Genomic DNA, 12788 nt, shown 5'->3' on the forward strand with positions numbered 1-12788 from the left:
AGAATGGTTTATTATCGGGGGGAACCAACTCGTCTTGTTGCATCACCCAGACATTCGAGACATAAGCCGTTCATCAACGGACTGAAAAAAAGCGAACCCTCCCCCGCAGGACCTAATTCTCTCACCAAAGTCTCGAAACGGAGTCTTACACAAACGGTGGCTTATCCGTAACAAGTAACAGGGGTATTTAAAAGACCCTATTTAAAAACTCCCCACCGGCAGTTAGCTGCCCTGTGGGGAGTTTTTTATTAAGCACCAGCCCAGACATCTTTAGCAAGACGTCCTTCTAATTCAAGATTCTCTATCCATTCAACTGCATTTTTATAAGTCGTATCGTGTTTGTGTTGGTAACTTTTTATAATTTTTTCTATGACCGCGGGAGCCATATTACTTCCATCACCACAAATGTACAAGCAGCCTCCGCTTTCCAGCAGCGAAAGAACGGTAGATGCATCTTCCCCTAGTCGATCCTGAACGTAAACTTTCCCTTTTCCTTCTATTCTTGAAAAAGCAGTATGAAGGGTAATAAGTCCTTTATCTACTGCATTTTCCAGCTCATTCTTATATAAGAAGTCCTTTTCCGGGTGTCTGCATCCGAAATACAAATGCGCTTCTCCAAGACTATAACCCTCTTCGAGCAGGTTCTCACGTGCTTGAATAAACCCACGGAATGGAGCAACACCTGTACCTGGACCTATCCACACCATCGGAGTCTCCGGATTTTCAGGCAGGGTGAAATTGGATTGAGGTGTGTTAATAAAACAAGCCACCTTATCGCCAATGTCCCGGTTAGCCATATAATTCGATGCTGTTCCTTTGAATTCTCCTCTTCCGCTCCAAGCTGTATCTTTCACTACACTTACCGTAACACTCGCCTCCTCACTGTGTTTTCGAGGAGAGCTCGAAATTGAATAGTAACGAGCTTTAAGCGGTGGAAGCAGAGCTAGGAATCTTTCAAAAGGAACTTCACATGACAAATAATCTTCAAGAAGATCCAGCATCGTAAGGCGATGCCCCAGTATTTCATTTTTATAGGTCTTATCCTCAAGAAGCTTCTCTAACTCAATTTTGTGTGGCGGGCAAGGGTTGTGAGCAGCCAAGTCCCTGATTTGGCTTCGGGTAGCCGGCTCTTGCAATTCAACATAGGATGTCAGGAGCTCTCTTAAGCTGATCGGCTGACTGGTAGGAAGATGCGTTGCTTTTCCTGTATCTTCGCCTAGAACTACATACTCTTCTCCCTTTAATTGAAAGCGCCGAAGGACACGTTCCACCAGCTCTGTTCCATTTTGAGGAAGAACCCCAAGATGATCCCCCTCCTGATAATTCACTCCTTCAGGAAGTTTTAATTCCAGATGCCGAGTACTTCGTTCACTTCCCACCTGTAATTCACGATTTTCATTCACCACAGCTGTAAAGGCATGGTGAGTCCGGGCGAGAGGCGTCTGTGTGACACCACTGACAAACTCCATTGAAACATGACTGGATGGGTCATCGGCTTCTTCAAGTTTCAGATTAAACGTATCTGCCAGCGCAGGCCATAACGCTGCTTCCCATTTTTCTAAATCGCCTTCGAAATCTTCACTCGCATCTCCGCCTTCTCGTGCAAGAATACGTTCCGCTCCCAGAGCTTGAAGTTCCTCATCAATCAATGTTGGGATTCGCTGATACGTACTGGCCCAGTTTCGGTCTCCACATCCAAACACAGCATAGCTTACTCCTTTAGCTTCTTCTCCATCGGCTTCCTTAAGCCAGCGGACAAAGGCAGCAGCATTATCAGGCGGGTTTCCATTATAAGAAGCTGAGACAATGAGCACCGCTCCTTCTGCAGGGAGAGCAGATGTGTACTGATTTAATGGAGCAGTCTTCACATCAAAACCCTGGTTTTTTCCGGTTTGCGCAAGTTCTCTGGCCACTCCTTCTGCTGTACCCATATTAGAACCATATAATACAAGTAACGGGGTGAGGTGAGCATCAGCATCAGGAACGCTTTGCGCTTCCGTTTTAGACGATTTTTCCGCCTCTTTCTGAGCAGGTGCCGGCTGCATTAAAGCCGCATCGCGTCTTGATTTCACACGCATAGTCAGCCCCTCAGGCTTCATTGTTAATGCTTCTTTGACATCCAGCTGATAGTTCGTATGATCTTCGAAGTCAAAATACTGAAGAACCATCCCAAGTACAAGAGTAGCTTCATGAAGCGCGAACTGCTGTCCTATACACGCTCTCTGACCATTCCCAAACGGTTTGTAGGCATGGCGGGGAATTTGGGAAGGATCCTCAAAACGCTCTGGCTTGAAGGCTTCAGCATCTTCTCCCCATATGCTAGTATCCCTGTGGAGCTGAGGAAGAAGCAGTGTAAACGTCTCTCCCTTTTCTACTTCATACTGTCCAGCAAGTGTCGTATTTTCTTTCGCATAAACTGAAAAAGCAGGAGCTGTGGGCCATAACCGTAAAGCCTCATTTAATATCATTCGTACATATTTTAGCTTTTTCACTTGTTTATAGGATGGTATATCCTCTCCAATTACTTCATCTACTTCTTCCTGAGCTTTCTTTAACTTATCAGGATTTTTCATCAAATAATGAATGGCAAAAGATAGAAGACCACTCGTCGTTTCATGGCCGGCAATTAAAAAAGTAATGATTTGGAAGCGGATATTTTCATCGTCGAGAGCTTCTCCAGTCTCCGGATCTTTCCCTTTCAACATATGGGCAAGCAGATCGTCTTCCCCTTGGTCACCCGTTTCCTTACGCTCGGCAATTAACTGATCCACTAAGTTGAACATATAATCAATGTCTTCTTTGTACTGTTTTTTAGTACGAATCATCAGCTTATCCTGAAGCTCAAAACGCTGCGTTTGACTCATAGATTCATCAAGTGCATGCACCATTTTTTCAACAAAAGGATGAGACCTCTCCCGGTAAAAGCTGTTGAACCGGTAATTAAAACCGCACAACCCTATTGTATCAAGGGTTAAGCGTGTCATGTCTTCCGGAACTTCAACTTCCTCATTCGGATTTAGTCGAGCCCATTTTTGGATAAGCTGAGAAGCAAGATCAACCATTTTATTATGATAGCCTTTCATAGCCTGCTGACTAAAGCTTGGCAATAAAATATTATGAGCTTTTTTCCAATTGATTTCTTCTGTTTCACTGGTAAATAAACCGTCTCCTCCAAAAGCACGGACCTTTTGCAGAGCAGGACCGACCTTCTTATCAAAACGGGATTCATCACAAATCTCAGCAGCAAACTGTGCACTTGAAACAAATCTGCTGGTACGGCCAGGGAATTGGAACTGATAGAGCGGACCAAATTCATCAGCCAGTTTCATAAACGACTGAATAGGCTTTTCTTTATTAATAAGCGGCAAATTTCCGAGTGGCCCATAGGATTTAGGCTGCGGAAGATGGTTTGTTTTTTCCACGAATAGTCACCTCGTTAAATTAATGTTTATGACGGAATGAACATTCATTCCTAATAAAAAATAAATACACTATCGAGTTTTCAATGATAGCGTATAGCATCCCAGCAACTTTCTTCTACTCCAATAAATAAATCATCTGTTTCTTCAATATTACCGGAACGCACCAGCTGATGCAGTTCCAGAAATCCGCCAAAAATAATTGCAATCATCGCCATGGATGGAAGGTCACGAATAACTCCTGCTTCCTTTCCCTGATCAAGGAAATGCTTCAATCTGTTTAAAAGCCGATCGAAATCTTCACGGCTGGTTTTATTTAAAAAGTAAGCACCATTATGAGTTTTAATGAAATAAAGGGCATGCTCATGTTCGCTGGTAAAACGAGTCATACCTCTAAACAAATGGTGGAATTGTTCTCTAATGGATGAATCGCCAGGGTAGTCTTCTGCAAGTGTATCAGCAAACATCTTTACATAATATTGAAATAATGTATTCACTAGAACTTCTTTATTATCGAAATAACGATAAATCGTTCCAGCTCCAACTTGTGCTTCATTGGCAATCATGGGAATTGTTGTGGCATCGAACCCTCTCTCAGCAAATAGCATAAGCGCACTGCTTAAGATGTTGTCTCTTTTAATCGTTGATGCAGGCATGGATCTTGACTCCTTTTACACCGGAATGAACGTTCATTCTTACATTATAAATCCATTTCCCTCTTCTTTTCAACTAGTTATTTACTCACGATTTTAAAAAGAACCGATTATCTTGTTTTAGACGTAAGATATTGTGAAACACTTTCCAAAGGAAGAGAAATAAATAGAGTTCTCTTCTACACTTTAGGAGGTGGAGGAATATGGAAAATACCACTTACAGAACAGGCGAAAGCGTGCCGGAAGATGGCACGTATAAAGTAGTGAGCCGCATCGATGGTGGTGAACTTAACAAGGATGATACGGAAATTATGATTGAAAAAGGTCAGCCGTTCCCAAATTCCCCCTCAACTGACAAGGAAGCAAACTGGACCAAAGCATAACCAGTTTTTTCAATTAGGACTTTTCTGCCATTTGCATGAGCAGAAGAGTCCTTTTTGTTGGATTCCCTCTCTAGTTTAATTCATACCCTTTTGAATAAAATAAAAACAATAGAAATTTATTTTATTGCTGGAATATTGTTTTCTCCATCTTAATTACCAAGAAATTTGGTTCTTGAAACTTATAGATTCTTATAGATTACTAAAAGAAAGGAAGGCTGGCAATGCCAGCCTTCCCTTTTTATGAGAATCCTTATTTCATAGCTAGTTATTGTTTGGATTGCTTGCGAATAAAAATACCTGCGGCTGCTAGTGCTGCAAGAATAGAAGCATATAACCAAATGTCATGGTTGGAAGCTGTTCCACCCATACCCGTGTCTGGCATCTCTTCAGGCATTTGTTCACTCATAAACATTTCTGGATTTTGGGCAACGATCCCAGTTGAAAGTGCTTTGGAAGCACCAAACATGTGGGCATATGAATCTCTCAACGTTTGATACGTTTGTTCATAGTCTCCTTCTGCATATTGATCAAAAGTATTAAACAAGAAATCGGCATGCTGCTGGAGACTCGGAGCAAGCTTCTCAGCACTCAGTTCACCATTCGTTCCTTCTTCCAGGAAGTTGGCAAACGTTTCGCGGTAATCCTCTAATGCTTGCATCGCTTCTTTTTGTTTCTCTTCATCTTCATTGGCTGTAGCCTTTACGTAAGCTACGAAATCATCAATGTGCTGGGTCCAGATTTCATTAAATTGATCACCGGCTTCTTCCCCGAATATTTTCGTCATCGCTTTTGTAAGATCTTCCGTGTTATTAGAAAGAGCTTGAGCTGACGCTTCAAAGTCCTCTGAACCATCAAGACCATTTTGCATCGCCATCGTCGCCAGGCCTACGTGTTCACTTAGCAAATGGTTCAAATTGGAGCGTAGATCGGCAGCTGGGGTTACAGCTTTAGTATCATTGAACTTGTCCGGGAATTGATTAACAATAGCACTGGACATCCCTTTACTTACCCCGTACATATGCTCAATCGCTTTTCGCTCTTTCATATAAGCTTCTTCATAGTTTCCTTCTACATAAGCATCAAAAGCTCCAATTAATTGGTTCACATGCATTTGCAGTCCTTCAGATAGATTTTCAGCTTTCAGACGATTTCCAGTTGCTTCTGAAATAAATGTAGAAAAGTCATCACGGTATTGACTGAGTTCATCTAATGCTTCTTGTTTGGCTTCTTCATCTTCACTGCCCGTCGCTTTTACATAATCGACAAAGTACCCAATATGAGAGGACCACATGTCTTTAAACTTGTTTCCAGCTTCTTCTCCGTAAACGGAAGAAATGGCTTTCGATAAGTCTTCCGTATTAGATGATAGGGCTGCTGCGGATGCTTCAAAGTCTTCCGCGCCTTCTGCCCCTTTTCTCATCGTTTCAACTGCCAGGTAAGCGTGTTCACTAAATAAATTATCTAATTGAGCCCGGAGTTCCACTGCTTCTGTTGAGACTTCCGGCATCTTATGATCCTCAGCATTTACAACATCCAATGACGTAGGGAGCAACAGTGTTGCACTCATCGGTACGACCAACAAAGCTTTTTTGAAATTCATAATGTTTTCCTCTCTCCTTTGTTTTTGTTTTTTCACTAAGCTATCGCACCAAAGGTTCGATTGGATCACATTTTCACTAAAAAAATAAAAAAAATTGCAGACAGCTGTCAAAAGCTGTCTGCAATAGGATTTAGAGTATTTACAATTCTGAACTTAATATAACTTCTCCCTGAGGAGTCTGACTCGTTGCATCTGGTTCTTTGGAAATAGCTACGGCATCCCAATTTGTACCTTCTGGTAAATCATTTAATGAATAGGATACTGCACCTTCTCCATTTTGATTCGCTACAAACGTTCCAGCCCGGTAAGGTTTTTCACCTTCAATTAGCCAAACCTGGTAAACCTCTTCCCCTTGAAGCTGAGCAAGTTGTTCTGCTTGCAAGGTAAGAATATCGCCTTTTTCCTGCTGGATCAAAGCTGCAGTAGCATTAGCCTCTGTTCCTTCGGATTGAAGCTGTACTCTCGCTCTTACTTGGTCGGTCCCGGTCTCTACATCAGGCTGTTCAGGTTCATCAGGCTCTGGAGTGGTTTGTTCCTGTTCATCGACAAGTGCAAAAATGTTTCCAGCAATTGAAAGTACTAGTGCTGCTGCGAGTCCCCGTAAAAGCCAGGGCCGCGTCTTTTCAATCTTGGCTTTTTTCTCGCTAGGAAATTCCAATTTCCCTTTATCCAAATGATCATCCTTTGAAGGTTGCCGGTATTCTTCGCTGGATGCGTCGTTATTACGATCACCAGCTGCAGGAGATTCTTGTGAAAACACTTCCCCCAGCACACGGTCTTTCATGTCCTCAGGAGGGGTCACAGGTTCAGAAGCAAATGGCAAATCATCTGTAAGCGTCTCTAACTCTTCCAATTCTTCCTTACAATCTGCACATGTTTCTAAGTGATTCTCAAATTCAATCTTCTCTTCTTCACTCAATTGATCATTAAAGTAATCAATTAATTTATCGCATTCTTTACGCATCATGTACCCCTCCTTTCTGCGTTGATAAATGTTTCTTTAAATGTTTTAGGGCAAGCCTTATGCGGCCTTTTATGGTTCCAAGCGGTAATTCGGTCTGCGAGGCAATTTCACTTTGACTTAATCCTTTAAAATAAAATAAATCCACCATTTGTTTTTGTTCTTCAGATAATTTTTTAACTGCCTGCCGAATCTCGCTCCCCCGCTCTTTCCATTCGACTAAATCTTCCGTAGATTCTGCTTCATCTTCAGGAAGATCTGTTTCATCTTCTAAGGTAACTTCCTGTTTTTTATGCTTACGTATAAGATCAATAGCTGTGTATCTTGTGATGGTTACGATCCACGATGAAAACTTCCCTTTACTTTCATCGAAGTGAGCTTTTTGTGTCCAAATCTTTATAAATACTTCTTGAAGGGCTTCTTCTGCTAAAGCTTGATCTCCGGATAGCTTAATGACAAAGGAATAAAGCAGCTTTTCATATTGATCATAGATCGATTCAAGCGCTTGTTTATCACCCTCGACAACCCGGCGATAGAGCTCAATATCACGATTGCTCATAGCACACTCCTTTAGTTGGTGGATATCATCATCATAGCATAGGGTATCTTTAATAAGGGAGTTAAGCTATATAGCTATCGAAACTCCCCTTCATTTGGATCACTTTTATAATAAGCGGGCTGATTTAAGCATGAGATTGTTTTACTTGAGTCTGCCTACCGCTCTGAATTAAATACCTATAGGAAAGGCATACCGACAAACTTCTGAGGCCATAAAAAATACGCCCTTTCTTATAGAAAGGACGCATGATGGATCTAAGATCTAGGCTTGCATGGCTTCTCTCTCTTCACTTGCATCATCATACTTTTTCTCGGACTCTGCTACCACTACCGCACATGCTGCGTCGCCTGTGATGTTAAGAGCTGTACGAGTCATGTCCAGAAGACGGTCAATACCAATAATCAAGGCAATTCCTTCGACTGGAAGGGCAACTTGATTCAGTACCATTGCAAGCATAATCAATCCCACACCTGGAACACCAGCTGTACCTATACTGGCAAGTACCGCAGTTAGTACAACCATAACCAGCTGCCCAAATGATAGATCTGTATTATAAACTTGCGCAATAAATACAGTAGCCACACCTTGCATAATAGCTGTACCATCCATATTTATAGTGGCCCCGAGAGGCTGCACGAAACTACTCACAGGTTTAGGTACGTTCAAATTTTCCTGGGCAGTTTTCATAGATATAGGTAGAGTAGAACTACTGCTTGATGTACTGAAACCAACGGTCATCGCCGGGAAGAAACCTTTGAAGAACTTCAATGGATTCATTTTACCCAGGAAGGATACGGCTGTTCCATAGGTAACAATTGCGTGGATAACTAATCCCAGTATAACTACAATCATATACATACCCATAGCTTGAGCACCATCCAGCCCCATTGTACCTATGGCTGAAGCTAACAGACCGAAAGCACCATATGGAGCGAATCTCATGATCAAGTTAACCAGGTACATCATAATGTCGTTCCCTTGCTCAATTAACTTCATAATCCCTTCCGTCTTCTTACCTAGAATAGCCAAAGCTAATCCAATAAAGATGGAAAAGGCTATAATTTGAAGCATATTTCCTTCTGCCATAGCCTGGATAGGATTTGTTGGAATAATTCCTGTAAACGTTTCGACTACTCCAGGAGCTTCTTCACTTTCATAGCTCGCATCAGCTGTATCAATGCTTATATTTCCAGGCTCGAAGATATAAGCTAGTGAAAGAGCAATGGTGATAGCAATCGTAGTAGTAATTAGAAAGAATGCAACGGTCTTGCCCCCGATACGTCCTAGCTTCTTAGGATCTCCCAGGGAAGCAGTTCCAAGCGTAATGGAAAAGAACACAATAGGAACAACTAACATCTTAATTAAATTTAAAAAGACTGTTCCTAGAGGGTTGAATATAAAAGTATCTAACGTTCCAAATAGATCCGGTGAAGTAAAATGCAGCGTGAGTCCTACTACGGCACCGAGAATTAAACCAATAAATATTTTGGTGGTTAGATTCATGGCGAAACCTCCTATAATAATATGAAAGCGCTTTCTTATATTTTTGTTAAAAAAATCGGGTATAAAAATTGATACAGGGCCCCCGAAACCCAGGTAGATTGCGCTATTTTTGAATTATAGCACAAATTGTATATTTATTGAATAAAATTTCTGAAACTATTCTAGCAAACTAATCATTCAGGTGTAAGGGCTGAGGACCTATGGATCAAACCTTCCTCGCTTTCTAACAGCTTAAGTGAACTTTATGGGTGTTTTGACATTAGAAGTAATCATTTAAATTTCTTTTTGCATTTTCCAAAAGATTCCCTGTATATAAATGAAGACCAAACAAACGAGGTCATTTGTCTGGTCTAAATGAATAACATTACCATTGTTTTATCTGATCCGCTTCTCTGCAATGATTTCTATTTATTCAGAGGGATTTACTGCAGCTCTATTAGAGAGGTTCGCTTGTCAATGCGGCATATATAAGACAGCCTTCTCAGATTATTTATTTTAGTGATTCTTCAATGGACTGATCCAGTTGGTTAATAATGTCTTCCTCTTCTTCAATTCCAATGGATAGACGAATAATATAATCTGTGATGCCAACCTTTTCACGATCCTGTTCTGATAAAGCACGGTGAGAGGTGCGAACGGGATAGGAAACCGTGGTTTCGACTCCCGCAAGCGTCGGAGCAATCTTAATCCAGCCCAGTGATTTGAAGAATTGATCCAGATCAATAATGGAATCAAGCTCAATGGTAACAATCGCCCCATTTCCGCGCTCCGAAACAAATTCTGGATAATACACGTGCTTCACAGCATTATTTTTTCTAAGTGCAGTCGCTACAGAATTTGCGTTATGGGACTGCTGCTTCATTCGAAGACCTAAGGTCTTTGATCCGCGCTGAGTCAGCCAAGCTTCAAACGGACTTAAATTAGCCCCAAGCGTTACCACTTTCTGCGTCGCCTCATGGATCAAATTCTTATCACCTGCCAGCACTCCGCAAGTTACATCGCTGTGACCGCCGATGTATTTGGTGGCACTATGGACCACAAGATTAACACCAAGCGGATAAGGGCGTAGCAAATAAGGAGTTGCAAACGTATTATCCACCATCGTTTTTATACCATGTTCCCGTGCCAACTCGACTAGACCAGTTAAATTCTCGACACGTAAAAATGGATTGGAGATGGATTCAGCGTATAGGAGTTTTGTACGATCATTAATAGCATCACGAATCTGACGTTGATCCGAGAACGATACCATACTTACATCAATCCCAAACGTCTGTAGTTCTTTTGTGAGAAGTTTGTGAGTGCCTCCATACAAATCTTCAGCGGCAACAATGTGATCTCCGGGTTTAGCTATCGATAAAATACCAGCCAAAATGGCGGACATCCCTGAAGAAGTAGCGAGCCCTGCTTCAGCTTCTTCAAGATTAGCAATTGAATCTCCCAGTTCATCCGTATTCGGATTCCTTTCACGGCTGTATAAATAAGGAGATTCTCCTTCATAGTAACTTTCCAGATGATCTAAATCCTTAAACGTAAAAGCTGTTGTCTGATAAATTGGTGTATTTTTACTATTTTGTACAAGCGTTTGATCGACTTTGTTGTGTACAACTTTCGTGTCAAAAGATGATTGTTTTTTCATAATGATAATCTCCTCCACTTTCACTGTTAATCAACGATTATATAGAGCAAATATACTTTTTGTCAAAGTTTTTCGACTTCTTCAAGAATAGCCTGGATAACAAATTCGTAATAAGCCTGATCATGGGGAACAAAATCCCGAAAGTCCACCCGGACCTTTTGATTATCCATAACAGAACTTGCATCCGTCGACCCTTTTGCTCCTCCAAGTACTTGCTTAAAATCATTGATCTCTACCCTTATGAGATCTTCTACTTCTTTTCCGAGTGAAAAAGCTTTCTCAGCCGGGTAAGGAGAGAGATACACACGGCAAAGCTCTCTGTCTTTTAATGTATCAGAAATAAGCACTTCTTTATATGTACCTATACTATTTAGATCTTCTTTCCATAAAGAAATACCTAGCTCCTCGTATATTTCCCTTATACCAGCCTGAATAATATTTTCTCCTGCTTCTATGTGTCCTGCCGCAGAAATGTCATATAAGCTTGGGAATGCTGCTTTATCCGCAGCCCTTTTTTGAAAGAACAAATAAAGTTGTCCATCTGCGTTCATTTCATAAAACCAACACTGAAAGGTCTCATGCCAATCCCCGTCACAATGCACCTCAGTTCGTTCCTTCACATCTAACGGATTTCCTCTATGGTCAAAAACTTGCAGCCACTCAGTCACTTTATGCCTCCTAACTCGTTCAATTCATGTGCGAAACGTTCTTTCTCTTCAAGAAAAGGATAGTGGTTACTTTCCTCAAAGACGGTTAATTTAGAATGATTTAAATAATGATGCATTTCAATAGAAAATTCCACCGGGCATTGAACATCATATTTTCCGGCGGCAATCCAAACAGGCACATTTATTTTATAAAGCTGCTGTGTGACATCAAAAATGTGAAGCTCCCTTGCAAAAAAGTCCATACGGGCTCTCGACATTTCTTTGTGTATATTTTTTGAGAAATAACGCTCATATTTGTGGTCACGAACTAATGACAGTTTTGTTCTCTCACGCTGTAAACGGTGTTTCTCCCCACTAGTTAACAGCGGAGATTTCAACTGTTCAATTAGTTGCTGCATATATGAAAATTGTGGATGGTCATTATGATAAATACACTTAGGAGAATCCATATACATACGGGCGGCCGCATTAGTAATCACCAGTTGATTCAATGAATGGGGAGCGGCCATGCCGTAGACTAAACCGAGCATTCCACCAGTCGAATGACCAGCGAATGTCCAAGTAGGAAGTTCCAACTCTTCCCTGATGGCCTCAAGGTCCAATACAGATTCCAACATACTTAATTGGTAAGGTTCATGGGCTGCTTCAGATGCCCCTGCCTCCCTTAAGTTCACTAAAAATACTTGATATAGCCCCGTGAAACAATCGGCAAAATAATCTCCTGTAGAATTAAAAATTGAATATAGGTGGCTGACACAAATAGGCGGCCCTTCTCCCTTACAAAATACCTCAAAAGTCCCTCTAGGTGTAACCACCATATTCACCTCCCAAGAGCCCATGCCGTTCCCTCCCTTTTCTTTAAGTTTAGCAAAACCTTTGTTAAGTTGGAATAATCCACCACCTCAGGTCATCCATATTTTGTAATTATGGTAACCAAATCCATGTTTAACTTTATTTATACAAAGGAAACCTATTCTTGAAGGAGGCGATTCATATGACAAATAAAAAGCAACGACGAGGAAAAGTGGAGGATACGAACGAAGCTGCCGAGATATTCAGCAGCCGTCTAACGTACACAAAAGCTTTCGTTCCACTTCAAGAGACAAAAGCTGAAGAAAAACCTTCCGAAGGTGAAGCTATGTATCATCATTATACAGATGAAGATTAAAAGCCTGACTCCAATACATTGGAGCCAGGCTTTACTATTACCTTCTTAAATAAGCGGAGCCGTACATAAAAGCTTCTTTCCGCATGTTACTCCCGAGTAATAAGTCTGTGCTTCCCCGTATTTCCCCGTGGAGAACTTTTGAACTACCCCCACTCCCTTTATCAGGTGGGAGATTCTTAATCAAGAACTCTCCAAACAAATAATCCAGTTTCGTAAGTCATAAACCATCGAAGTT

General features: G+C 41.3%; 11 protein-coding genes. 2 read left to right on the plus strand and 9 right to left on the minus strand.

Annotated elements, in window-relative coordinates:
- Window positions 1–248 precede the first annotated feature (248 nt).
- The gene (locus WAM07_RS17875; protein ID WP_422168744.1) at window positions 249–3422 is read right to left on the minus strand and encodes a bifunctional cytochrome P450/NADPH--P450 reductase; all 3174 of its coding nucleotides are present in this window, start codon (window positions 3420–3422) and stop codon (window positions 249–251) included.
- Between the two features lie 80 nt (window positions 3423–3502).
- Window positions 3503–4075: a TetR/AcrR family transcriptional regulator gene (locus WAM07_RS17880; RefSeq protein WP_422168745.1), complete on the minus strand. Its 573-nt coding sequence runs from the start codon at window positions 4073–4075 to the stop codon at window positions 3503–3505.
- A gap of 200 nt (window positions 4076–4275) precedes the next feature.
- On the opposite strand from WAM07_RS17880, the gene WAM07_RS17885 reads away from it, so the two are divergent.
- Complete coding sequence (locus WAM07_RS17885) at window positions 4276–4455, plus strand: YjzC family protein (RefSeq protein ID WP_422168746.1); 180 nt, start codon at window positions 4276–4278, stop codon at window positions 4453–4455.
- A gap of 265 nt (window positions 4456–4720) precedes the next feature.
- On the opposite strand, the gene WAM07_RS17890 is transcribed toward WAM07_RS17885, so the two are convergent.
- From WAM07_RS17890 to WAM07_RS17920, 7 genes are all read right to left on the minus strand, one after another.
- Window positions 4721–6055 (minus strand): copper amine oxidase, encoded by a 1335-nt coding sequence (locus WAM07_RS17890; RefSeq protein WP_422168747.1) that lies wholly within the window; start codon window positions 6053–6055, stop codon window positions 4721–4723.
- A 139-nt stretch (window positions 6056–6194) separates the two neighbouring features.
- The gene (locus WAM07_RS17895) at window positions 6195–7019 is read right to left on the minus strand and encodes an anti-sigma factor (RefSeq protein WP_422168748.1); all 825 of its coding nucleotides are present in this window, start codon (window positions 7017–7019) and stop codon (window positions 6195–6197) included.
- The gene (locus tag WAM07_RS17900; RefSeq protein ID WP_422168750.1) at window positions 7012–7575 is read right to left on the minus strand and encodes an RNA polymerase sigma factor; all 564 of its coding nucleotides are present in this window, start codon (window positions 7573–7575) and stop codon (window positions 7012–7014) included. Before WAM07_RS17900 ends, WAM07_RS17895 begins: the two co-directional genes overlap by 8 nt.
- A 261-nt stretch (window positions 7576–7836) precedes the next feature.
- A complete protein-coding gene (locus WAM07_RS17905; protein ID WP_422168751.1) occupies window positions 7837–9078 on the minus strand; it encodes a dicarboxylate/amino acid:cation symporter in 1242 nt (413 codons plus the stop codon).
- Window positions 9079–9568: 490 nt separating this feature from the next.
- Window positions 9569–10717: a trans-sulfuration enzyme family protein gene (locus WAM07_RS17910; RefSeq protein ID WP_422168752.1), complete on the minus strand. Its 1149-nt coding sequence runs from the start codon at window positions 10715–10717 to the stop codon at window positions 9569–9571.
- A gap of 62 nt (window positions 10718–10779) precedes the next feature.
- Window positions 10780–11385, minus strand: coding sequence for an NUDIX hydrolase (locus WAM07_RS17915; RefSeq protein WP_422168753.1), 606 nt, complete (start codon window positions 11383–11385; stop codon window positions 10780–10782).
- Entirely contained in the window at window positions 11382–12224 is an 843-nt protein-coding gene (locus WAM07_RS17920) for an alpha/beta fold hydrolase (protein ID WP_422168754.1), read from the minus strand. The genes WAM07_RS17915 and WAM07_RS17920 overlap by 4 nt, the downstream gene beginning before the upstream one ends.
- A 155-nt stretch (window positions 12225–12379) precedes the next feature.
- Between WAM07_RS17920 and WAM07_RS17925 the strand changes: the two genes are divergently transcribed.
- On the plus strand, window positions 12380–12553 hold the full coding sequence (locus tag WAM07_RS17925) for a hypothetical protein (RefSeq protein ID WP_422168755.1): 174 nt from the start codon (window positions 12380–12382) through the stop codon (window positions 12551–12553).
- Window positions 12554–12788: the final 235 nt, after the last annotated feature.

Source organism: Halobacillus sp. (assembly GCF_049282395.1).
Lineage (GTDB): Bacteria > Bacillota > Bacilli > Bacillales > Halobacillaceae > Halobacillus.